Origin of the sequence: Pseudoteredinibacter isoporae, assembly GCF_040372805.1 — a bacterium.
Taxonomy (GTDB): Bacteria; Pseudomonadota; Gammaproteobacteria; order Pseudomonadales; family Cellvibrionaceae; genus Pseudoteredinibacter; species Pseudoteredinibacter isoporae_A.
In genome coordinates, this window is sequence record NZ_BAABWJ010000009.1 from 83,326 (window position 1) to 107,583 (window position 24,258).

Genomic DNA, 24,258 nt, shown 5'->3' on the forward strand with positions numbered 1-24,258 from the left:
TCGTCTCGCTCCACCCTCCCAATAATAGGCTTCGCAAACAATAACAACACTACTTGCCTGGAGAGATCAGTATGTCAAATACCCGAATTGGAGCATTCGCCTTGCTTGCCCTAATCGGTGGTGGTCAAAATGCCATAGCCCAAGCTGTCAGCGAAGAAAACAGCCTCGCCCTTGAGGAAATTGTGGTTACCGCACGTATGCGTGCCGAAAGCTTACAAGATGTGCCTATTTCAGAAACCGCCTTCTCGGCGCAAGCTATCGAAGATTCCCGCATTGAAACTGCTGATGACTTTCTGGCGTTGTCTCCGAACGTCACATTGGCGAACTCGCAGAGTGCCGGAGTGTCGTTCATGACCATTCGCGGAATTTCCCAGGTGCGCAATGGTGAAGCGCCGGTAGCGGTCGTGGTGGACGGCGTTTTGCAGATCAATAATCGTCAGCTTACACAGTCCATGATTGATATGCAGTCGATCGAAGTGCTGCGAGGGCCGCAGGGCGCCTTGTACGGCCGAAATGCGGCCGGTGGTGCGATTCTGATCAGCTCCAATCAACCGAGTGATGAGTTTGAAGGCTTTGTTAAAACCACCGTGGGTAAAGGTGATGAGTTCGCGGTCACCACGGCTTTTGGAGGCCCAATCATCGAGAACACCCTGAAGTATCGTGTGGCGGCACGCTATCAGGACATTGATGGTTACTTAAACAATAAGCAGCTGGGGCAGAAAGTCGACGGAATTGAAGACAAGACATTCCGTGGCATTCTACAGTGGGATATTTCTGATCAGTTCACAGCAACACTGCGAGGCAGCACCGTGCGCACAGAGGGCGGCGGCCTCAACTTCCAGTTTCAGCCAGTAGAGTTTGATGGCGACAGCTGTAATACCAGTAATCCTTTTGGTGGCCCGACGCCGGACGCGGACTCAGTGTCACGAGAATTTTGTGCCAACAATCTGGGGTATAACGAACGTGAAATTGATGAGCTGTCAATCAAACTGGATTACGACACAGACGGTTTGAGTTTTACCAATATTTTCTCCTACAACAAAGTGACCGAATACGGTGAAGCTGATCAATTTCCTTACACCAATGAGGTCGATGTATTTGGCGTATTTGATGGCAGCCAAACTCAGTTTGTCGATGTCAGTGCCTGGAGTTATGAAACTCGTCTGGCCTCTAACGATGAGTCCCCCTTGCAGTGGATGGTCGGAGCGTATTACCTCGATACAGAGCGTTTTATCTCCACAACGACTGGTGATGATAATCGCTTGGGTATCGAACGTATTGAAAGAACGCCAAGATTTGATAGTGCAATTAACCCAACCCTGTCGTTCATTGCCGATGACAACGATAACCGAGCTTGGGCGCTGTTTGGTAATGTCTCGTATGACATCAGCGAAGATTTGGAAATAGCTCTGGCATTACGCTATGACGAAGACAAACGAGAGCAGAATATTTCACCGTTGAATACGGCCGGTTTGCCTGCTGGTTGCACCCTAAATAATTCCCAGGCCTGCCAGCAAAAAGAAACCTACAGCAAACTGCAACCTAAAGTGTCTGTTCGTTATGCGCTGGGCGAAGATGCCAATGTTTACGCCTCATACGGTGAAGGTTTCCGAAGCGGTCAGTTTAATCAGTTTGGTGTCGCGGCGGCCGCCGCCGGTGCCGGCGTTATTGGTGTAAGTGATCAAGTCGATGCGGAAGTCACCAAAACAGCTGAAATAGGAATCAAATCTGAATTGTTGGACAATCGCTTGCGTTTAAACGCCGGTATTTTTCATACGAAAACCAATCCATTGTATTTTGTATTTGTGGGTGCCGTGGGTGCTCAGGTCTTGGTCAATATTGATGATGTCCGTTTGATTGGTGGCGAACTGGAGGCGGCTTTCAGTGTGTCAGAAGGTCTGGACGTGTACGCTGGCTTTGGGTACACCGACAGTGAAATCCAGCGAAATACATTGAATCCAACCACAGTTGGTAATGAAGCACCGTATATTGCTGAGAATACTTTCAATATGGGCGCACAATACCGCACCGAGATCACAGACGATATTGGTTTTATCGCTCGCATCGATTATGAGCGTCGTGGTGCCCAATTCTGGGATCCGGAAAATTCGACTGACCGAAGTGCATTGAATTTGGTCAACGCCAGAATGGGGATCGAAGCCATCGATGGGAAATGGTCCCTGACCGCGGCCAGCAAGAATCTGACCGACAAGGCGTATAACTCAGAATGGGTGTTGGGTGGTTTCGCTCACCCCGCCGCGCCGCGTACTTGGCATGTTGACTTTAAGTACAACTTTTAAAACCTGAAATCCCTCAATAAGGTAAACGATAGTCATTGGAGCCATCCAGGGCTATCGGCTTGCCTGAAGAAAGTGAACGCTATGGCTAATACCAGAATTTTGTGGATAAACCCCATCAATGTGGATGCCTATGATCTGCCCATGGGTGAATTTATTGACAGCATCCGTTTGCCCGGTACTGAGGTGGAAGTCATTTCCTTCAATGGTGATGTTCCTTTGAACAACTTGGAGTATCGAACCTTTGAAGCGATGACGGTTGCTGACACAGTACGTGCGGCGCGTTATGCCGGAGAGCAAGGCTTTGATGCGGCGGTGGTCGGTTGTTTCTACGATCCGGCACTGGAAGATGCTCGGGAGATTTCCGGTGATGCACTCGTTATCGGTCCTTGTCAGGCCAGTGTCCAGCTCGCGGCAAACTTGGCCAATAATTTTTCGGTGATCATAGGTCAGGAAAAATGGCGAGCTCAAATGAGTGAGTGCATTCACGCCTATGGCTACGGTTCTCGGCTTGCTTCCATGCGGTCCATTGATATCGCTGTTCCGGACTTGCAAAAGGACTGTGAGTACACCGCACAGAAGATTATCGATGCAGGCCGCTTAGCCATCGAGGAAGACAAAGCTGAAGCTCTGATTTTGGGTTGTACCTGTACATTCGGTTTGTTTGAAGAAGTACAGCGAGAACTGGAGGTTCCGGTCATTGACCCTATCGTTGCCGCATTCAAGGCGGCGGAATTCATGGGCAGTTTAAAAAGACAGTTTCAATGGCGCCCCAGTCGTCAATGGACCAGTGCAGCCCCTCCTGAGGAGTTGATTCAATCTTTTGGTTTGTTTGATCAATCTCCTCCTATTGGTAATCGTTACTTATTGAAAGAAAAGCTATGAAAATTTATCCAACTCGAAATATCAGCACTGACAGCCTGGATATTGCTGAATTGTTTACCTTATGCGGCAAACAGAAAAGCCATGATCTTCAGGTCGGTGTTGCCGGTTTTCCCATGGCCTTACGTCACCCAGCAAAGGGGATGGCCGCTCATGAACAAGATGAAATCTCCATCATTTTGGAAGGAGAGTTCACTCTGGAAACAGAAGAAGGCGTATTTACCTGTAAAGCAGGTGATGTGACTTATATTCCGGCTGGAGAAGCCCACGCTTCCAGTTCCAGTACCGGCGGAAAAGTGTTTTACGTTTTATTTGGCCCAGGAGCTTAATACCATGCGAGCAGCAAGCGATGTAGGCGGTACTTTTACCGACTTGGTGTACTACAACTACGATGAAGCAACCGGAGAAAGTGGCCCAGTCAGCGTTGCCAAGGCGGACACAACGCCCCCCAATTTTGAACAAGGGGTTCTGAATGCGATCCACAAGGCCGGTATTGATCCTGAAGCGTTAGGTTTCTTTGCCCATGGCTCTACCGTTATTATCAATGCGCTCACCGAGCGAAAGGGTGTTAAAACCGCGTTGATCACGACCAAAGGCTTTCGGGATGTTTTGGAAATTGCGCGTGGTAACCGCCCGGACTTGTTCAATTTCAATTTCAGAAAGCCCAAGCCTTTTGTCGACCGTTATTTGCGATTGGAGCTTCCAGAGCGTGTGAATCATAAGGGCGAACTTCAGCAAACAGTCGATCTTTCTGAGTTACCGGCAATGATTGAATACCTGAAGTCGGAAGGTGTCGAAGCCATCGCGATCAGTTTTCTGCACGCCTATCTCAATTCAGAGAATGAAATCAAAACCGTATCGGCCATCCAGAAACTGTGGCCAGAAGTGTCCATATTGGCTTCGAGTGATATTTCACGAGAATGGCGTGAGTACGAACGAAGCAACACCACTGTATTGTCGGCGTATGTTCATCCCATTGCTAAAAAATACATCGAATCTTTACAGGATAAATTGGCGAAAGATGGCTTTAAACACCAACCTTATATGATGCAATCAAATGGGGGGATTGCGACCGTTCACAGCGCGAAGAACAACCCTATCACGATGGTTGAATCGGGCCCGGCGAGTGGCATCTTTGCGGCGGCGTATCTGGGTAAGAAAATCGACGAGCCCAATCTGATTGTTTTGGATATTGGTGGCACCACTGCAAAATGCGCCTTGATCGAAAATGCTGAAGTCAAAGTCACCACGGAATATTACATCGAACGAGATGAGAAATCGCCGGGGTATCCAATCCAAACCCCGGTCTCAGAAATTGTAGAAATTGGTAATGGTGGTGGCAGTATTGCCTGGACAGATGAAGGTGGGAAGCTTCATGTAGGCCCTCAATCGGCGGGTGCCATGCCTGGGCCAGCGGCTTATGGCCGTGGGGGCAATAAGCCGACAACGACGGATTCTAATCTCATTCTCGGGCGCATCGACAAAAAGTGTTTTGTCGGTGGTGAGGTTGAACCGGATATGTCTGCAGTGGAACAGGCGTTTGCACCCATCATGGAAACGTTGGACGTCAGTTTGGAAGAGGCCGCACGCGGAGTCGTCCGCATTGCGAATGCCAATATGACCAATGCTCTGCGATTGGTTTCAACCAACAAAGGGTATGACCCTCGCGATTTTGCTCTGGTCGCTTTTGGTGGCGGTGGCGCTATGCATGCCGTGGCATTGGCGGAGGAATTAAAAGTACCCAAAGTGATTGTCCCAGTGAACTCGTCGGTATTTTCTGCCTGGGGCATGTTGCTGACGGATTTGCGACGCGATTATTTGCAAACCCAGCCGATGGGGCTGAACGCAGACAATGCCGCGGCTATTCATGCGCGTTTTGAGCAACTGCAGCAAAGAGCGGTGGAGGACTACAGTCAGGATCAGGTGGGTGAGAATCAGGATCTCGTGTTTGAGCACTTGGCAGACTTGCGTTATCAGGGCCAAGAACATACTGTGAAAATAGCATTGCCCAAGCTCAAGGATGGTGGCATAGACCTCGCCGCGGCGGTAGATGATTTCCATCAAGCACACCTTAAACGCTTTACCTACCGCTTGGATGCCGACGTGCAATTGGTTAACTTCCATCTTATTGCCCGGGTCGAAGTGCCTAAACCGGACATTGCCAAGAAAGCCATTCAGGGAAGAGCCTTAGCCGATACTTTATTGCATAAGCGCATGGTGGATTTTGATCAGCACGGTTGCCACGACAGTTGCGTATATGATGGTCTGGCTTTGGAGCCGGGTATGAGTTTCCGCGGTCCGGCAATCATTCAAGAACCCTCGGCGACACTGGTGATATCACCGGGCCATCGAGCGGAAGTCGATGATTACGGCAATTACATTATCCACCTGCAGCAAGCTGAACAGTAAGGAGCGAACAATGGATATCTTTACGACAGAAATTATCAAAGATTCACTGGTGGCGTTGGGTGATGAAATGTTCAATGCCATGGTGCGCACCAGCATGAGCCCGATCATCTATGAAACAACGGACTTTGCGGTTGGAGCAACCGATGCAAAAGGCAATTTGCTGGCCCAGGGAAATGGCGTGACCGCGTTTCTCGCGACCCTGGACACAGCCGTGCAAAGTTGTTTAGAGCACTACCCTAACAAGGGCGATATTGAGCCCGGTGATGTCATCATCACCAACTCGCCATATCACGGCGGGGGAACTCACTTATCGGACGTTGTTATAATTCTGCCTGTTTTCTTTGACGACGAGCTGGTGGCTTTCACTGTCAATAAAGCACATTGGACAGAGGTGGGTGGTGCCCAGCCGGGTAGTGTGTCGACGTGTGCGACTGAAATTTATCAGGAAGGTTTGCATTTCAAGTTTTTGAAATTATATAACCGTGGGGACATTAATCAGTCGCTGGTGGGCCTGATCGAAGCCAATGTGAGATTACCGGAATCCACGTTGGGTGACATGCATGCGGGAGTCGCTGCGGCGCGCGTAGGCGCCAAACGCATCGGCGAGCTGATGCAGAAATACAATAAGTCTCAGGTTTTACATGCCATGGATGAGCTGCTGGACTACGGTGAGCGAATGACTCAAACCGAGTTGTTGAAATTACCTCAAGGCGAGTATCAAGCGGAAAGCGTTGTGGAAGAAGATGGCTTGGGGAACGGACCGTTTACCATTCGAGTGAAAGTCACCATCGCAGATGGGCGCATGACGGTGGATTACACTGGCACCGATCCTCAGGCCGAGGGGCCGATTAATTGTTCTTACACGGGATTGGTGACCGGTGCCCGCTGTCTGTTCAAGGCGGTAACCAATTCGGAAATTCCCGCCAATGGAGGATGCTTCCGTGCACTCGATATTATCTGCCCTCCGGGAACGGTTGTCAGCGCCCAGTCTCCTGCGCCCGTGTCTTTGTATTACGAGCCTTTGATTGCTGCAATTGATGTGATGTGGCAAGCCCTGGCTCCGGTAGTGCCGGATCGTTTACCTGCGGGTCATCAACGCAGTGTAGGAGCCACGTTTATCAGTGGTGAGCATCCGGATAATGGTGAGTTGTTTGTGATGGGCGAACCCCTGGTCGGTGGTTGGGGCGCCAGTGCGGACATGGATGGTGACAGTGGCCAATTCTGTTGTGCCAATGGTGAAACGTTTAATATTCCAGCAGAGCTGTTTGAGAACCGGTACGGCGTACAGATTCAGCAATACGCGTTTCACAATGAGGATGGTGGCGCTGGAGAGTTTCGCGGTGGTAAAGGGGTGGTACTGGACTATGAGGTCACCGCTGATGTTGCTTATCTGACGTATGCCGCTTCGCAAACAGTAACTCGTCCTTGGGCGATGCAGGGTGGTCAGCAGGGTTCCAATAACTACGCGCTTATTCTACGCAAAGATGGCCGTGAAGAACGACACCATATGTGTACCACGATACCTGTGGAAAAAGGCGAAGTGATTCGTTTATACACGGGAACCGGAGGCGGTTTTGGTGAGCCGAGCCGACGTCCGACTGAAAAAATTGCCGCCGATATTAAGAATGGTTACATCACTGCCGAGCAAGCTCAGCGCGACTACGGTTTTGATGCTCAGCAGGGCGGCTTCAATGGATAACACCCGGGAAGATTTTTCCCGCGAACCGGTACCGCAGGAAAAAACTTTATCTGGGGTTCATATTGCGCTTGTGATTATTGGCGGCACGATTGGCATCCCTGTGTATTTAATGTCCGCCAAATTGGGCAGCAGCCTGGGCCTGGCCCAGGCTGGGCCCGCCTTTTTAATGGGTTGCCTGGTATTGGGCGGATTGGGGGCGCTCACGAGTTTGTCTGGGTCTCGCAGTCATTTATCCACGTATATGTTGGTCGCCTTTGCCTTCGGGAAGCGTGGTGCGAAGATCGTCAATCTCATTATTGCCCTTTCATTGTTAGGTTGGTACGCCGTAACCATGAATGTGTTCGCTCAAGCAATGGATTCGATGGTGTTCGACCTTAGCGGTTATAGCTTTCAGCATGCCTGGTATATTGTTATCGGCAGTTTGCTCATGTGTGCGGTGAGCATCGCTGGCTTTCAGGGCATAGACAAATTGGCCTTGATGCTTGTCCCCATCATGCTGTTGTTTTTACTGTATGCGGCTCTACTTGCAACGGAAACCAGACCTCTTTCGGAAATGTTACATACCCAACAGTCGGCGCTGAGTTTCAGTCAGGCTGTTTCGGCGGTTATTGGTAGTTATATTGTCGGGGTTGTGATTCAGCCCGATTACAGCCGATTCGCGAAGAATGATCGTCATGCAATGTGGGCCGTGTTTTTTGCATTAGGCATTTCTTTCCCCATTGTTATGTTGCTATCTGCCGTACCCGGTGTGGCGACGGGTGAACAGGACCTGGTCAAAATAATGATTCTTCTGGGGATCGGCGTTCCCGCATTTGTGTTGCTATTGCTTGGTTCCTGGTCTAGCAATGTACTTTCCTTGTACTCTTCCAGTCTGTCAGTGGCGACCATTTTTACGCGAGTACACTTGTGGCAAATCATTGTGATGATTGGTTTCTTGGGAACCGTGCTGGCGTTCCTGAATGCTCAAGCCTACTTGGTCGATTTCCTGTTATTGCTGGGAATCGCTATTCCACCGGTGGCGGGAATTTATGCAATTGAAGTTTTACTGTTTCGTCGCGGGCACTGTGATGTCAATTCATTGAGTCAAGAAGCGTCGTTTAACATCGTCGCATTTTCCGCCTGGATAGGAGCCATCATATTCGGCTGGCTCTCCCAGAATCATGCGGTGAGTTTAGTGTCCGTTTCCGCTATCGATTCCCTGATTGTTGCGTGTGTACTGTATTCGACGCTTAGTTGGTCCAAGAAGGCTCTGGCCAAGCGAGTATTTCAGGCCGAAAGGTGAAATATCAGGAAGGTGACCACACTCGAATGCCCGCCAATGATGCCAGACAGGCCTGTTGAGCTAAATGGCAGGCTGGAAGCCTGCCTGGCTACAGAATTTTCTTCATCACCTCACCTAAAAATGTTTCCCCAATGGGGATTTCTGCACTGCCTATCTCAACGTCGTGTTTCGTATAGGCTGAGATGTGTGCAGGGTTGATAATGTAGGAACGATGGGTTTGTATGAAAGAGGGGGGCAGTTTCTTTAAAAAAGCAGAGAGCGTGCTTTTAACCACCCACTTTTTTGTTTCCGTATGAACCTCTACATAGTCCTTGAGGCCGCGAACATACAGCACTTCATCAAAATTGATCCTTACGTCTTTTCGGTCGCAGCGGACAAAAATATGTGTGCTGTTCTCCGACGGGGTTGATACGGACGGTACCTGTAGAGACAAGAAGCGCTCGATCGCCTTGAAAAATCGAGAGAAAGTAATTGGCTTAAGCAGGTAGTCCACTGCTTCCAGCTCAAATCCATCCAGTGCATAGTCGCGATGAGCGGTTGTGAAAATAACCCTTGGCTTGTGTGCAAGGCTCCCGTAGAAATCGGTACCTTTGAGTACGGGCATTTCAATATCCAGAAACATTAGGTCTATGTGCTTCTGGCTCAAAACCTGACTGGCTTCTATCGCACTGGAACACATGGAAGCAATTTCGAATTGAGGCAGTTGTTGTATATGTGCGGCGATCAGGTCTCGCCCCAGGGACTCATCATCAACAATCAAGCATTGGTATCGTTTATCAGTCATGGCATTTGGGTGTTTGAATGGTCAGTTTGGCGGTATATCGGCTTTCGGTTTCATTCAGTGTCAAACGGTGAGAGTGCGGATAGAGCAGTTCAAGTTGTTTTCTCAGATTTTCCAATCCTATGGGAGGGTTTTCGGGCCTGGCCTGTTGAGTTTTGGGCTTGGTGTTGTTGATTTCGAAATCAATTTCACCAGCCTTGGCTGAAAGGCGTATATCAATTTTTGATTGTCCCAGTTCCTGGCTGGTGCCATGCTTGAATGCATTCTCGACCAGAGTCAGTAAGAGCAATGGTGCAACGCTAAGAAGCTCGCTGACATCGTGATGAAATGAAACATTCACTCGATCTCCGAAACGCAGCTTCTCGAGGGCGATGTAGTCGCTGATCATCTGCACTTCTTTTGTCACCAAGACGGTTTTGTCGTGAGTGTGATGGAGAACATAGTCTAGAATACCAGAAAGGCGCTCTACGGCGACCGCTGTCTGATCGGAACGACACAGCGCCAAGGCGTATATGTTGTTCAAGGTGTTGAAGATAAAGTGTGGATTGAGTTGTCCTTTCAGAGCTCGAAGTTCAGCGGCTTGTTTTTGCTCACGTAATTCCAACAGTTGCTTTTGTCTCTGGTAGAAACTGGCAGAAATCAGCAAAGCTGAAGGGAACAGCAACATTGGCCACTTCCCAAGTACGATGTATTTAATCGTTCCGGAGAGTCCCAGCCGTTGCCATATGGATAAATCGGATAAGTTAGCCAGATAAAAGGCACCATATGTGCTTGGATAGCTCGCCTCAAGGTACAGATAGCTGACGAGTACGTAAATTTCCGATGCAAAAAAAACCGTCGCAATCATTGATGTTACAAAAGCAAACAGGCGGTTTCTATCCAGAAGGAGAGGTACCCAGAACGTTAAAGCGATAGCGGCTACCAGCCATTGTAAAACAGTGGCGAGACCGGCAACTTCAATGCCTTCTCGAATCGATGAATAGCGTTGCCATTCAGGCCCCAGGTTCACCATAAATACCACAGCCCAAAACCCAATAAGTAAAGGCAGTTTCTGAAGCTCTATCTTAGACCTACTCACAGTGACAACCAGATGCCAGAATCAAAGCAGCACTATACCTAAATCGGCACAATCTGACATCTCCCGTCGCTGAAGCCGATGCCTCAGTCGACGAAGCCCAGATACGCATCGACCAACCCCTTCAGTTCATCGCGATAAGGCTTGGGCGAGGACAGCTCAAGCTTCGTCTACAAAATCACTCCCATAATCGGTATGTATTTATGGTGCCCTCTCACTTAGTTGCTGGAGGTCACCATGCCATTTTTGATTCGCACCATAACATTTGTATCGATTATCTTTTTGAGTACAACCACAAGCTTTTCCCTCGCCCAGAATGCGAGTGATGAACGCTCCCAGAAGGCGGTTCTTGTAACCGGCGCATCTTCCGGGATTGGTCATCAAATAGCCCTGACTTTAGCGGATAATGGGTATTTTGTGTATGCAGGGGCTCGTAAGGAAAAAGACATTGCAGCGTTAAGTAAGCTGAAAAACATGCAAGGGGTTCGCCTGGATGTTACGAAGAATGAAGACATTAACGCAGCAGTTACCCAGATTAAAGCGGCAGGTAGAGGTTTGTATGGTTTGGTCAACAATGCCGGCGTTTTTGTCTACGACCCGCTAATCGAGATTTCCGAAGATGACATGAACTTCGTCAACAACGTCAATGTGATGGGCCCATATCGAGTCAGCAAAGCATTTGCGCCTCTCATCATCGAAAGCCAGGGACGAATGACGACGATTGGGTCTGTTTCCGGCCTATTCGCAGGCCGATTGTTCGGACCTTATAGCATGGGTAAGCATGCAATGGAGGCCTATTCCGAAGCGCTCGCCAAGGAAATGGAGAAGTTTGATGTCCAAGTCAGCATTGTAGAGCCCGGAAATTTCCGATCCAACATCATGAAAAATATGGAGAGACGTTTGCAATCCATTGATCAAGGAAAGCGTAAAACCCAGTACCGTGATGAAATCGCTAAACTGGCCTCATTTGTTCAGTCTGACCGCTCGCATCATGCCTCGCCAGCCCCGGTGGCGAATGCGGTTTTAGATTTTATGTCGGTAGAAAAACCAAAATTTCGATACTTGGTAACACCGAACAAAAGGGAGTCCGACTACGCGATTAAACGCTCTCTACAAAAAGTAATTGAGCTTAATCGAAATCACGAGTTTAGCCTTCAGGATGAGGAATTAATTGAAATGTTTCAGTCACTTTTGATTCGGACAGAAAAATGACTTCTCTTAGACGGACGATATCCTTGCTTACGCTCATGAGACCTCATGAACAGAAGTCTGCGCTAGCAGCATTTTTCATGGCGCTCATTCTAATGATGGCTTACTTCATATTGCGCCCGGTGCGCGACGCCATGGCAAGTGACTGGAGTGATTCAGAAGTCAGCATGCTGTGGAACATTCAGTTTTTCTTAACGGTAGGGGTTGTAGCCTTGTATGGCTTTGCGGTATCCCGAATGACCTTAAGGCAGCTGGCACCGGTTATCTATGGATTTTTCTCCTTTAGTTTTGTGTCATTTTATTGTGTTACGCCCTTGTTTGAAGACCCTGTTCTTCTTGAAAAAGGGTTCTATCTCTGGGTGACCGTGTTCAGCTTGCTGAACCTGTCTGTGTTTTGGAGTTTCGTGAGCACTATTTTTACGCAAAAACAGAGCAAGCGGCTATTTCCATTTATCAGTGCCGGCGCCAGCGCGGGAGCGATTTTGGGCCCTACGGTGCCACTGTTGTTCAGCCACTCCATGGGTTTAGACAATTTAATGCTCATTGCTGCGATCACGCTATTATTGGCGATTCCCATTGCGATATATTTGAATGGGGCCCAGGGTGTTGACAAGAACGAAGTTCATCATCAAAAAAATAATAATCAGGTCATAGGGGGCGCTTGGTGGAAGGGATTTTCCGGTGTTTTGAATAATCGTTATCTTCTGGGTATCGCGGCGTTTATCTTGTTGTACGTCTTTCTCAGCTCGTTTATGTATTTTCAACAAAAAAACATCTTGGCTGAATTCAGTCGACCTGAACGCACCCAAATACTGGGCGGTATTGATTGGGTTGTAAACCTGATGACATTTGTCTTTGCCTTTGCTCTTACCAGCAGAATGGTTAAGTACTTGGGCATGGGGCTAACCCTCGCGAGCGTTCCTCTGCTATTAGTGCTTGGCATGGGCATCTTGGCCTTTGCGCCGTGGGTAACTGTTTTATTGGGTATTCAAATTGCGCGTAGAGTGGGGAATTACTCCATTACTCGGCCTGCTCGTGAAATGTTATTCACTGAAGTTAGCCAGGAAGAGCGCTTTAAAGCTAAGCCGGTTATTGATGTTGTTGTCTATCGAGGTGGTGATGCGGTCAGTGCCTCAATGTTTGCACTGCTCTCAGATGGCGCTGGTCTCGGGCTTGGGGCGCTTTCCTGTATTGCTGCGGGTATCGCTGCTATTTGGGCAGGACTTGGTGTTCGGCTCGGGCGTTTGTATGAGCGCTCCCACTCTGATGGCGAAGAGGGTGGTCGAGACAGTGGCTATTCAAACGGTAGCTCTTCTTTAACGTCGGCACCTTAATGCTGGATTTGTACGAAAGTATTCAGGAAAGCACTCATGAAGGTGTGGTCGTTATGAAGCCTTTTCCCTGTGCGGCTCTGTACTTTCAGGAAACCAATTGGATGATTCTATGTTTAAACACAAGCCTGCGGTGTTACTTATTTGGATGATCTCAGCAGTTATTGCTCAAGTCTCTTATGCCGATCATACCATTATTGATACAAGCACATTGAAAGTGGTGCAGGCGGCCGTGCAAGACTCAACTCGTCTTGAAAAGGCTCGGGCACGGGATTCGGCGAGAAAACCTCTTGAGGTACTTCTCTTTTCCGAAGTCAAACCCAATGACAGTGTGCTGGAAATTACTCCAGGGGAAGGGTATTACACAGCGCTTCTTTCTCGAGTGGTGGGCGATGATGGCACCGTACACGCTGTGGACCCGGCGCGGGCCTTTGAGCATCTACCCAGGATTCGTAACTTCTTTACTGAATATCAAGAAATGGATGCCCGCAAGAATGTGCAATATTCCGTTCAAAAACTGGATGAGATTCAGCTGCCTGAGAAAGTCGATCAGATTTGGATGGTACTCTATTACCACGATACCTATTGGACAGGTGAAGACAGAATGGAAATGAATCGCCGTCTTTTTGATTTGCTTAAGCCAGAAGGTACTTTGCTGTTAATCGATCATCATGCCAGGCCTCAAGACAGCGATCAGGTTAGCCGAAGCTTGCATCGTATACATGACAGTATGGTGATGACAGAATTAACTCAATCTGGTTTTGTGCTGAATTCCAGCAGTGATATTCTGTCGAACCCCAATGATCCCAGAACTGATTCCGTGTTCTCTCCTAAATGGCGAGGACGTACAGATCGCTTTGTATGGCGTTTTAAGAAACGAAGTTCGGATTCTCTTGGTGAATGAATGGCCCGTATTATTTGAAGTAAAATAATCGATGCTGGGAAAATGATACGCTGTTACAAGTGTTAATGGGTCATGTGGATTAGCAATGACATCACACGATAGTAAATGAAGATAATTTATGGTTTCAACACTATACGCTAATGTGAAGACAAAGTGCCCTGAATTTGAAACCATAAATTGTTATTGGTCTAAATTTCACCAAAGCTTGATTAAATACCAGACTATTATTATGCGATGACATGTTTAATCATCTGATGCAACTTGAGCGCACTAATATTGACTACAATTGCCAGGATAATCCCACTTTAATTACTTGTTGGTCATAAATATAGGTAGATATTGTTGAATCATTATCAGTGTAGCCATATTCTGCAGTGGCAGACCATTGCGGAGAGAGGGACCATTCAAGTTTTAATCGGGCTTTGATATTGTTATCCTTTCTCAGTGTATTAACGATACCAAAATCAGAGTTTTCTTTCCGGTAGTTGCTGTCTCTATAGTCAAGGTTCAAACCGAGCTCAAAATTACCAAGGTAAAGGCGTACTCTACCACCAATGCTATGGCGTATAGGGGAGTAACTTCTGAAGAAGAATGGCGCTTGATTGGAATCTTGTCGGTTTTCATCAATCACCTGATAATTCAATTCCCAATCCCATGTCGCGCTAGGGTGACGCCCTAGTGCGAGTTTAAGCTTCTGTAAGTTCCCATCGAAAACATTATACTCGTCGCCGAGGCTGCTGATATCCCTATAGTGGTAATTGGCACTCCAGTATGAAGACTGTCCTAGTCGTTTAATGGCTCCGATATCGGCCGAAACATTTTGAAGATAACCACTGTGATCTAGCTGGCTTGAGTCAATGGCCACTCCGGTGTGAATATAGCCGTTTGTAATAGGGAAATATTTTCTTACGTCTATTTTTGCAAACCGAGCATTGTAGTCTTTGGTTTTTTCGTATTCAGATTGGTAAACGAACGCGGTAACTAACCATCTATCATTACTATGTTCATTGTCTTGCCAGCGAAAGTATAGCTGAGTCTCAAATATGGAGTCGCTAATTCCTGAGTTTTCTTCCCTCGATGGGGTCAGTAGATTGTCATAGCTTCCCATTTGAGCTTTTGCACCAATGCTCCATTTTCCTGAACCCTCGTTTCCAAGAAACTGATTGTCGGTCTGGGGCAGGTTTTTTAACTGTCTTCGGGACAATTGCAATATTTCCTCATCAAGTGATTTTAGGCTTAAAGAGGCAAAGCGTTTTTTGGCGGAAATAGTATTTCCGAGTTTCTTTTCGGTAATAGCCAAATTGTAACTGATCAAGTCGTCCTCAGGATGCTCGCGCACTAAGTCCAACAATAGTTTTTGGGCTTCACGCCATTGTTCTAGTTTGAAGTAGCAAATTGCCAAGTTATATCGAACTTCGCTGCTGTCGTCAGTTTGGGTTAATGCCAAGAAAGATTCGGCGGCTTTTTGATAGTTGCCTTCACTAAAAGCCTGGGTGGCCAAATGGAATGGGTCGTTTGTTGAGGCACAAACAGGGGGAGCGCACGCAATGATGCATGCGAGAACGCATAGTTTCATATTCATGTAAACTTCTCTAGAGAATAAGGTTGGCGTATTTCTTATCTATTGTGATTATTCTGACTACTTAATCTTGTTGGAAATTAATTCACCTGGTTCTGTTTGGCCTAGGTTGATCAGGTCTACGTTGTCTCCACCTAGTGATTCTGGCCTCATCTTAAGGTTGTCGGCGTCAGCCATCATTTTCAGCTTTAGCAGTTGTTTTTTGGGGCCTGATATCTTCTTCCCGCTGATGCTGTCTTTAGAGACCAGCTTTATTTTTATTTCGTCTAAATCCACTTTGTCGCTACTTGGCTCTTTGCCTTCCGCGGACCAAGCGAGAGAGCAAGGCGATAACAAGAAGATAAAGAAAGCCAAGCGAACGATTTTCGATGCATACGTCATGATCAGGTGAACCTCAAGCTTCACAGTGAAATGGCATTTTGGGGGGCTAGAACGGAATCGGTTTCCAAATGAGAGGAAACGCGAACTGGCAGACTAAAGTTCCGACTGTTTTCTTGATATTGAATGCCTACCAATATATTTTGGCGCTTATCCTTTATCATATCCATACTGAATGCTACGGGAATATCCAATATGTTCATTCCTGCCGCTAAATCTACACGCCAAGCAACGGTGGGCATTTTCTCTAAGCCTTGCCAACGTAGACCTTTAGGAAATTGTAACGATAGCTCCGCTTGTTGCATTGGAGAAGGGACTTCGATGACAATGGATACATTGGTCTGATCTACTCCCTGCCAATGCGATGTGGCAGGATTGTCGTGTGCACGGTGCTCATGCTGGAATAGAAAATATCCTAAGCCAAGGCTCCAGCTCAATAGGCACGCCAGCGCAAAGCCTCTGTAAAAGTTTAGTTTTTCACGATCACTTTTTTGAGTCGTTGTTTTCCAAGGGGCAAGCAATCTTTGTTCTTTTTCCGCATTCCAAATGGGTTCTTTAACCGACTGCATAAGTTCTAAATAACCCCTTGTTTGGAGATACTCAGCCTGGCAATGAGTGCAGTTCTTAATGTGAGGGTAGAGTAAGCTATCCCGGATTCTGTCTAAATCAGCCAGTCCACAGCTGCACAAAAAATCTTCTACTGAGCGGCAACTCATGATCATCTTTCCTCTATTGCATAGCGCTGTAACATGGTGGGCTCTAGCTCTAAGTGTCTCTGTAGAGCCTTTCTGCCGCGATGCAGGTGAGATTTCAATGTGCCTATAGGGAGAGACATGGTTTTCTCTATTTCCGGTAATGTAAATCCACACAGGTCATGTAGGGTAATAACTGCTTTTTGATGCATGCTCAACAGATCGAGCCCTTTAATAAGTTGTTGTTCAAAATACTGTTGCTCATCAAGCAGATCACCGTGTAAGTGTGCTTGCAGCTCGGGATCATCAATATCATTCATGGAGGGTTTTCGGCCTTCGCGACGATAGTGATCGACAAATCGATGATATAGACACCTATTTAACCAAGCTCCAGTATTTTCAATACATTCAATTTTGTCTTGGTTTCGGAAAAAATCCAAAAGAACATCTTGCAGCAAATCCTCTGCATCGAACTCATTCGAGACATAACGATAGGCCTGTCTATATAATGTTTCCAAGTGAGGCTTTAACGATTCTTCAATGGATTGTTTACGTCGACCTAGACTCAAAAACCTAAAAATCTGATTCATACTTACTGTCGACGTTAGTGATGCAGAAAAGGTTGCACTGAGTAACTATTCTTTTTGATAGCAGCATGGCGTGGGCCATGCTGCTGAACATGCGGTCTGCCTATTTAACGACTTTCTTGGTTTTCAGCAGCCCGCCTTTGGCGCCAGCCAGATCATCCAGCTGTAGAGCTTGTTCTTGTTCGATGCCTTTCAGCTCAGGGATCCCGGTAAAATCTTTATTGAGTTCTGGTACACCAGATTGAGCGATAATGTCGGCTGGCTCAGTTGGTAGAACGTCATCGTTGGATATCCCAGACTGAGAAATGATGCTACCAGGGTCAGTAGGAAGCTCTTCATTTGCAAGAACAGGAATTGCCATAGATAAAGTCAGTGCCATTAGGCTTACTTTCAGTGTTTTCATAGTAATAACCTTGTCAGTTTGAATTCCGATCGAGTTATTCGACCGGCCAATAGGAGTTTTAATATTACTCCCACTACTATCGACGGATTCATCAATGAATCGGTTGCAAAACAGAAAGGCGATGTTCGAGCTTGATCGTTTCGGTGCCGTTATTTACCTTAAATCTTGATTCCACCTAACGAGTAACACTGACCCTGCTGTTGTTGGAAGAGGAGTATGATTAATGAGGTTGGTTTTTCTGGCGAGAACGTGATTTATGTCTCGAGACCGCATTCGACTTAATGCCGGTAATGGCTTGGAAACGCCTATGAAGCTTAGGGCAATCGACATTCAAGCACAGGGTAGCCATCTTTCATAAACGTTGAGGGTGATACTCCATGCCAGCGTTTGAAAGCTCTAGAAAAACTTCTCTCATCGCTATAACCCAGTAGCTCAGAAACTTTTTTAATATCATGCCCTTTTACCAAATACTCACTCGCCAGTTTGTTGTTACAATCGTCCCTGATCTCGCGAAAACTGCTTCCATGTTCTCGTAATCGGCGTCTTAGTGTTGCTACGCTCATGCCGAAATCCTCGGCAATATGGTCTTGCTCTACCAAAGAGAAGTTGGCACTGGCGTTAAGTATTTTTGTTTTACAACATTCCAGAAAATTCGACTTCTTGCTTTGCTGCATGAGTTCCAAAAAGTACTGATAATGATGCTCTTGAACATCCAGAATGTCTTCGAAAGAGGGGTGCTGAATATCAAGTTTTGCTTGGCTAATATCGTAACTTAGCTCATATTGACCGTGATCCACGCCCAATTCAGTTTGAAATATGTCCAAATGATGATCATATTTGGGGGGCGTTACACGTTTACTTTGAAATCGCACGACGTTCAGCGGACGGCGGCATAAATAGGATAGGGTGCAATGAATACCTAAAAGCGCTAATTCAATTGCCAGCGGAACCGCTTTCTCCTTATAGTGAAAGTTGCGGTCATCCACACAATAGCTAATGGTCTTGTCGTCCTTGATCACCTGATTAAACTGGCCGCCGTGCAAAATGTTATAGTTCTCCGCCAGGCAAAACAATCCATCCTCTATGGTTTTACAGTTTTGTAATGCCGAAAATATAAGCCGAGTACTTCCTTTACTGAGCTTTCTTTTCGATATCATATGGCTTTCATCAAGAGTTTGATCTTGATGCCGGGCAATCATTTGAAGAGCCTGACCTAATTCAACTAACTCATCCTGATTCGAGTGCCGCCCTTTTTTGGACTTTAATGATTCTGTGTCTCCTTTTGTGTTTCGAGAACAGACCTTTACGTCACCCGTTAATGTTTTTTCAAGGTTTGTATCCCCGTCTCCACCCGCCGATCCGAAACCTTTAATTAAATCCGCTAGCTCGCTAGCACTCACAAAATAGGGTCCCACAATTTACCTGCTACAAGCTTATCCAATTATTCGTTATGCACTATCTTCAGGCTGCATTGACAATGTCAGCGCTTCATTATCTAAGGGGGGGTAATGAAATCCTATTTGGCAAGTTGTCAATATAGGCGATCGTATTGTAAGTAAAAATTTATCCTTGTTTTACTTCGGAATGTATCTTTTTGTATCAATTGGTCCGGCAAAAGCCTGGTAATACGCCATAAACCTTTCAGCTTCAGCCTTGCTGACCCGTGCCAATATTCAGCTGAGCGAAAATGTTACTTGTTGTTGTTCGCTAGGGTCATCGGAATTCCGTTGAATTTACGTATGATGGCGCCCGGATTAAACAGGCAGGACAGGAGTAACCGGCACCGGTGATCTGTTGAGCACTCGAAGTGATTACCAAGTTTAGGTGGAGAGTGGATCAAATCGTTTTCTGCCAAAGCCTGGCTAAGACACAAAAATTTGTCTTCCATAAAATATTAAGTGATTGATCGTTAAGTAAACAGAGGACTGCAATGCTCAAACTATTTTCAGCCAAAATCAATTTGTTTATCGCTTTTATACTCGCGTCGAGTGTGTTTTCGTCCTACTCACATGCGCAGTTGTATACTAACGATTTTGGCGCAGCGCTGGTTACGGTCAGTAACTGTGATGATTGCTTTGAAGGCCCGGTATCTTTCCCCGGTGGTTCCAGCATTAATTTCTTTGGTAACAGCTATAGTGGTTTGTACATTGGTAGCAACGGCTATGTTACTTTCGGTATGGGGGGAACCTCTTTTAGCGCGGATCCATTAAATACACAGGCTGTTGCCCCAATGATTGCGGGCTCATTTACTGATCTTGATTCCAGTTCAGATGCCGCCTCTCTTATCTACTTAAATACCTCTACCCCCCATCAAATCATTGTGACTTATGTTGATCTCGGGCACTTTGATAAGAACTATACAGTTAGAAGTACTTTTCAGCTCGTAATCAGAGCAGACGCCTATAGCGTCGCCGCGGGCGAGGGGCAGGTTGGATTCTTTTACGGTCAAGTAACTGACCCAGCGGTTACCAGCAGTGGCTTTGGTGATGGCTTGCCTGCAAGCAACCCAGGTGAGATTGCGATTACGTCAAGAGCTCCAGGGACCACATTGAATAATAGAGCAGGAGCATGGTACAGCCTAAGTGCTACTGGAGTGCCCAACTCGCCAAATGCTCAAGCTCAATCGGTACCAGTACTACCACTGCCTTTACAGATAGCCTTGGTTTTCGCGATGCTGTCATTGGTTGCTACCAGGGTAAAAAAGTCGTGAGCGAAGTGTCGTTACATGGTGATGTTTTTGAAAGCAGTGCGGGCTTTAAGAAAGTGAGTTCCTCCTAAGTGGAACTCATATCAAACCTTACTTTGAATCGCCACCGGTTTGCTAATTATCTGTCATTCAGGGAATGACAGAGAGAGGCGTTTGCGAGCTTTCAACGTTCTTTATGTCCTTTCATGTTGTAAATGGGAGGGCGACTTTTTGTTCAAGTGTAGAAGAGGCCCTTGTTCGGTGCTCATCACCCAGGCTGATTACCAAAAGCATACCCAGACAACTCAAGTTACTGCCCTTATCGTATGTGGAATTCGGCGAACAACAGGAAAGGCTTATCGCGCCGGAAAACGGTCTTCTGCACTATTTATGCATATTTTGGAGCGTGCTTCTGGAGAAAAGATAAGCCCCTGATCTTATATGGGAAACAGTGTTGCCCATATGGAAAGGCTCTGTCTATAATAGGGCTTATTGTGCACCCAAGTTCAAGGATGAAATGGTACAAAAAAGATACAGCGATAAAGGTTTTTTCGCACTTCGTCTCCAGAGACTCTTTCGCTCGCTAGAGGTATCGGTAACCACTTTACCGATCCTGCCGGTACAGATTGATCGGGGTCGCTTGGTTGCCAAGCGGTCTATTACCCCGAATACTATCGATACTGAGCTGTTGTATCTGCTCAAACCTAAAATCCAGCGTCTACTCGACGCCAAGAAACACCCAGCCTACCGTTTGATTCTCGACCTGACGTGGACTACCAGTGCGCGGGTGTTTGCGGTCCTGACGCCAAAGCCAACATCCTTTGCCGGTGATAGCTACGATTATGGAGTGATCCTCAAAGCACTGAAACCGAGGCCCTGCCAGCCGATACAAAAGGCCTTACAGTGCTCCCTCAAACCTTACATCGCCATGACTGATCATACCCTATCAGACCGAATCCAAAATTACTTCATCACGGGCATTTCGAGAAAGCCGAGCGAGTTTTCCAATGTGCCGGCAGGTGGTGAGTCAGTTATTAGAGTGCGAGTTGGTGGGCACTGCCGAGGGCCCACCGTCGATGGTGTACATTTTTAGAGTGGGTGGATTTTCATTGTTAGTCTGTTTTCGACCCTAAGCGGACGTTTAAGTTTACCCTGACCTGAAGTTTCCATTGGATTATTAACTTCAAGGTTATCTCATAAGTAAAATTCAGTTCCATAAATAGCTTTCAGCAAGGAGGCAGAGTTGAAACTTGAAAATAGCATTACGGGTGAAGTTGTAGAAATTGATGATGAGTATGAAGCTCAAAATTGGATACAATCGACTAGCCCTTGGCAAAAACTTAGCAGTGAAACCATCTCTGCTTCATCTGATGAGGCTTTTGATGAGGACTCATTGTTAGGGCAAATTTTTGAATGGACATCCGGTAAGCTTCCTTTATGGCAGAGAGATGCCGTAAGAAGGTTATTCAAGCAAGATAATGGTTTATCTTCTACTGATTATGATCAGCTTTATCTGCTTCTTAAACACGAGCAAGGTATCTCTGTAGAAAGTCCTCCACAAGCAGTACCCCTCACAAAATCTGATTTACCTGCTACTTCAAGGGTAGGCGAAAAAGTTCTGATCCGCTCGGTAAGGGACTTGAGTAATGTTAACCGTTTGGCAGAAGGTCAAAAATTAGAGTTTGCTGGCAATGGAATGTCTACTATTTATGGAGGAAATGGAGCAGGTAAATCTGGTTATGTGCGTGTACTCAAAAAGGTGTGCCGTGCCCGTGGCGCACCGGAGCTGGTTAGGCCTGACGCAAATGACCCCGAATCTCATAAGCATGTTCCTGAGGCTTTATTTGATATAGATGTTAACTCTGTTTCTAAGCAAGTGAAGTGGTTAGATAGTAGCGAGCCGCCAGAGGATCTAGCGAAAATATCAGTTTTCGATTCTCGCTGTGCGAGAGCATATCTAACAGAAGAGCAAGATGTTGCTTTTCTCCCATATGGGTTGGATGTAATTGAAGATTTAGCAAATAAGGTTATTCCTGAAATCAGCCATCGATTGACTACAGAACTGGCTAGCATAAGTGTTGACAAATCTAGTTTCATGCATCTTGAGGGTGAAACTAAAGTTGGGAAAACTATTTCGTCTCTTAGCGCAAAAACTGATACAAAATCCTTGGTAAAACTTGCAGCCGTTTCAGAAGATGAAATCAATAGGCTTATTGAACTTGATGCCGCGCTTGCGGACTCTGATCCCGCCACTAAAGCAGAAGAGTTTAGAATGTCTGCAGATAGAATTAAGGCTTTAGTGGGGCGCATAGATAAGTCCTTTAGCTGGGTCAGTGAGGACGGTGTAAAGAAGCTAAATGATTTATTGATGAGTGCGGATGCCGCAGGAAAAGCTGAAATTGCAGCAGCAGGGTCACTTCGATCTGGAGAAGATTTGCTGCCAGGCACTGGTGATATTGTTTGGAAGTCAATGTATGAGGCAGCGAGAAACTTTGTTAAAGAAGCTGCCTATCCTGAGTGTGATTACCCTCATTTTGAGAACGATCAGCTTTGTCCTTTATGTCAGCAAAATGTTGGTCCAGCAGTAGATCGTTTGGCTCGTTTTGAAAAATTCATACAAGATGATGTGGCAAAGGAGGCGGAACAAGCAAGGAAAAAACTGGAAACAGCTCAGGGTAAAATAGAGCGGGCAAATTTAGATTTCGGATTTGATACAGCTTTAAGTAATGAAATCGATCAACTGGACGGTAATTTAAAGTCAGTTATTAGTGAGTATTCTGCCTGTATTTCATCTAGGCATGACTGGATGCAGAAGCAAAATAGTGGATTTGAATTATCTAATATGCCTGGTTTATCTCTATCTCCACGAGCAGCTCTAAGAAAGTTGGCTGCAAAGCAGTTGCAGGCTTGTCGTACTTACTTGAAGGCAATAGATAAAGATAAAAAGGAGAAATTATCAAAAGAGAGAGATGAATTAAAATCCAGAGAACAGTTGTCAGTATGTGCTGAATCAGTTGTTGATCTAGTCGAGCGGATAAAGAAAAAAGAAAAGCTCTCTAGATGTTCAAATTACTTAAAAACAAGGCCTATCTCTGATAAATCGAAAGAACTTTCATCAACGGCAGTTACTCTAGAGTTAAAAAAGGCGCTTGATGAAGAGTTTAGTGATCTTGGGATTGGCCATATAAAAACAAAGTTAAAAGATAGGAATCAAAAGGGTAAAGTAAAACATCAGTTGTTGCTCGATCTCCCTGCGGCTAGTGATTTAGGTGAAATATTAAGTGAAGGTGAACAGCGAGCTATTGCCTTGGGGGCTTTTTTGGCAGAGTTAAAATTGTCTGACCATGCCTGTGGGATTGTTTTTGATGATCCAGTCTCATCACTTGATCATCGTCGAAGAAGAAAGCTGGCGAGAAGGCTTGTGAAGGAGTCAGCCATCCGGCAGGTGATAGTTTTTACTCATGATGTAGTTTTTCTTACTCAGCTCCGTGATGAGACTGAAAAGCAAGGCTTGTCCATAGAATTTAGCTTTTTGGAACCTAATGGTGGCTATTATGGTAATGTGGTTAAAGGTCTCCCTTGGGTCCATAAAAGCTACAAGGAAAGGATAGACACGCTTGAAAAAAAACAGCGTGAGTTCGACAGGCTGCCGTGGCCCGCTGATCCCAATGAAGAGCTTTCGCAAGATATGATTAGGCAGTATAGTTTTCTTCGTGCAACAATTGAGCGCGTTATTCAGGACTTTATCTTAGGTGGTACTGTTCAGCGATTTAATGAATATATAAATGTATCTCGTTTGGAAAGGGTTGTTGGTCTTGAAAGTGATGAGGTGACGGAGTTGCTGAGAATCAATCAGCGATGCAATGAGGTTGTCGAAGCACATGACCCATCGTCGATTGACGATGAGCCAGCACCAACTGCGGCAGAGTTGAAGATGGATATTGATGCACTAAAAGAACTTATAGCGAGAGTTGAAAGTAGACGTAAAGCGGCATGATTCTTTGATATGGAAGAAAAAGGGATGCATTTATTTTATGTGATGTCCGCTTTTGGCCGTTGGTGGA

Annotated in this window: 20 protein-coding genes; 12 read left to right on the plus strand and 8 right to left on the minus strand. The window is 46.3% G+C overall.

The genetic code is table 11. From position 1 onward, the window contains the following. Positions 1–71: 71 nt before the first annotated feature. From ABWW03_RS16185 to ABWW03_RS16210, 6 genes are all read left to right on the plus strand, one after another. Positions 72–2,300 carry a TonB-dependent receptor gene (locus ABWW03_RS16185; protein ID WP_353410009.1) on the plus strand — a complete coding sequence of 743 codons (2,229 nt, stop codon included), beginning with the start codon at positions 72–74 and terminating at the stop codon, positions 2,298–2,300. 81 nt (positions 2,301–2,381) lie between these two features. Continuing rightward, positions 2,382–3,182, plus strand: coding sequence for an aspartate/glutamate racemase family protein (locus ABWW03_RS16190; protein WP_353410011.1), 801 nt, complete (start codon positions 2,382–2,384; stop codon positions 3,180–3,182). Continuing rightward, positions 3,179–3,508 (plus strand): cupin domain-containing protein, encoded by a 330-nt coding sequence (locus ABWW03_RS16195; protein WP_353410013.1) that lies wholly within the window; start codon positions 3,179–3,181, stop codon positions 3,506–3,508. The genes ABWW03_RS16190 and ABWW03_RS16195 overlap by 4 nt, the downstream gene beginning before the upstream one ends. A gap of 4 nt (positions 3,509–3,512) precedes the next feature. Then, positions 3,513–5,588: a hydantoinase/oxoprolinase family protein gene (locus tag ABWW03_RS16200; RefSeq protein ID WP_353410015.1), complete on the plus strand. Its 2,076-nt coding sequence runs from the start codon at positions 3,513–3,515 to the stop codon at positions 5,586–5,588. A gap of 10 nt (positions 5,589–5,598) precedes the next feature. After that, positions 5,599–7,287 carry a hydantoinase B/oxoprolinase family protein gene (locus ABWW03_RS16205; protein WP_353410017.1) on the plus strand — a complete coding sequence of 563 codons (1,689 nt, stop codon included), beginning with the start codon at positions 5,599–5,601 and terminating at the stop codon, positions 7,285–7,287. Next, positions 7,280–8,569 (plus strand): cytosine permease, encoded by a 1,290-nt coding sequence (locus ABWW03_RS16210; RefSeq protein WP_353410019.1) that lies wholly within the window; start codon positions 7,280–7,282, stop codon positions 8,567–8,569. The genes ABWW03_RS16205 and ABWW03_RS16210 overlap by 8 nt, the downstream gene beginning before the upstream one ends. Positions 8,570–8,657: 88 nt before the next feature. Here the strand turns inward: ABWW03_RS16210 and ABWW03_RS16215 are convergent, their stop codons facing one another. Together ABWW03_RS16215 and ABWW03_RS16220 are read right to left on the minus strand one after the other, a co-directional pair. Further along, positions 8,658–9,329, minus strand: coding sequence for a LytR/AlgR family response regulator transcription factor (locus tag ABWW03_RS16215; RefSeq protein WP_353410021.1), 672 nt, complete (start codon positions 9,327–9,329; stop codon positions 8,658–8,660). A gap of 16 nt (positions 9,330–9,345) precedes the next feature. Beyond that, positions 9,346–10,428 (minus strand): sensor histidine kinase, encoded by a 1,083-nt coding sequence (locus tag ABWW03_RS16220; RefSeq protein WP_353410023.1) that lies wholly within the window; start codon positions 10,426–10,428, stop codon positions 9,346–9,348. 234 nt (positions 10,429–10,662) lie between these two features. Between ABWW03_RS16220 and ABWW03_RS16225 the strand changes: the two genes are divergently transcribed. The 3 genes from ABWW03_RS16225 (at position 10,663) to ABWW03_RS16235 (ending at position 13,869) form a co-directional block, all read left to right on the plus strand. Beyond that, positions 10,663–11,637 (plus strand): SDR family NAD(P)-dependent oxidoreductase, encoded by a 975-nt coding sequence (locus ABWW03_RS16225; protein WP_353410025.1) that lies wholly within the window; start codon positions 10,663–10,665, stop codon positions 11,635–11,637. Between the two features lie 77 nt (positions 11,638–11,714). Beyond that, a complete protein-coding gene (locus tag ABWW03_RS16230) occupies positions 11,715–12,968 on the plus strand; it encodes an NTP/NDP exchange transporter (RefSeq protein ID WP_353410027.1) in 1,254 nt (417 codons plus the stop codon). A gap of 109 nt (positions 12,969–13,077) precedes the next feature. Further along, positions 13,078–13,869, plus strand: coding sequence for a class I SAM-dependent methyltransferase (locus ABWW03_RS16235; protein ID WP_353410029.1), 792 nt, complete (start codon positions 13,078–13,080; stop codon positions 13,867–13,869). A 280-nt stretch (positions 13,870–14,149) separates the two neighbouring features. On the opposite strand, the gene ABWW03_RS16240 is transcribed toward ABWW03_RS16235, so the two are convergent. The 6 genes from ABWW03_RS16240 to ABWW03_RS16265 all read right to left on the minus strand — a co-directional run bounded on the left by ABWW03_RS16240 (position 14,150) and on the right by ABWW03_RS16265 (position 18,908). After that, complete coding sequence (locus ABWW03_RS16240) at positions 14,150–15,451, minus strand: tetratricopeptide repeat protein (protein WP_353410031.1); 1,302 nt, start codon at positions 15,449–15,451, stop codon at positions 14,150–14,152. Between the two features lie 57 nt (positions 15,452–15,508). Then, a complete protein-coding gene (locus ABWW03_RS16245) occupies positions 15,509–15,853 on the minus strand; it encodes a hypothetical protein (protein WP_353410033.1) in 345 nt (114 codons plus the stop codon). Further along, on the minus strand, positions 15,850–16,542 hold the full coding sequence (locus ABWW03_RS16250; RefSeq protein ID WP_353410035.1) for a hypothetical protein: 693 nt from the start codon (positions 16,540–16,542) through the stop codon (positions 15,850–15,852). Before ABWW03_RS16250 ends, ABWW03_RS16245 begins: the two co-directional genes overlap by 4 nt. Positions 16,543–16,544: 2 nt before the next feature. Then, on the minus strand, positions 16,545–17,108 hold the full coding sequence (locus ABWW03_RS16255; RefSeq protein ID WP_353410037.1) for an RNA polymerase sigma factor: 564 nt from the start codon (positions 17,106–17,108) through the stop codon (positions 16,545–16,547). A gap of 100 nt (positions 17,109–17,208) precedes the next feature. Beyond that, a complete protein-coding gene (locus ABWW03_RS16260) occupies positions 17,209–17,508 on the minus strand; it encodes a hypothetical protein (protein ID WP_353410039.1) in 300 nt (99 codons plus the stop codon). Positions 17,509–17,822: 314 nt separating this feature from the next. Beyond that, positions 17,823–18,908, minus strand: coding sequence for an AraC family transcriptional regulator (locus tag ABWW03_RS16265; RefSeq protein ID WP_353410041.1), 1,086 nt, complete (start codon positions 18,906–18,908; stop codon positions 17,823–17,825). A 530-nt stretch (positions 18,909–19,438) separates the two neighbouring features. On the opposite strand from ABWW03_RS16265, the gene ABWW03_RS16270 reads away from it, so the two are divergent. The 3 genes from ABWW03_RS16270 (at position 19,439) to ABWW03_RS16280 (ending at position 24,191) form a co-directional block, all read left to right on the plus strand. After that, a complete protein-coding gene (locus ABWW03_RS16270) occupies positions 19,439–20,218 on the plus strand; it encodes a hypothetical protein (protein WP_353410043.1) in 780 nt (259 codons plus the stop codon). Between the two features lie 493 nt (positions 20,219–20,711). After that, a complete protein-coding gene (locus ABWW03_RS16275) occupies positions 20,712–21,287 on the plus strand; it encodes a hypothetical protein (protein WP_353410045.1) in 576 nt (191 codons plus the stop codon). A 150-nt stretch (positions 21,288–21,437) separates the two neighbouring features. Then, a complete protein-coding gene (locus tag ABWW03_RS16280) occupies positions 21,438–24,191 on the plus strand; it encodes an AAA family ATPase (protein WP_353410047.1) in 2,754 nt (917 codons plus the stop codon). The last annotated feature ends 67 nt before the right edge of the window (positions 24,192–24,258 follow it).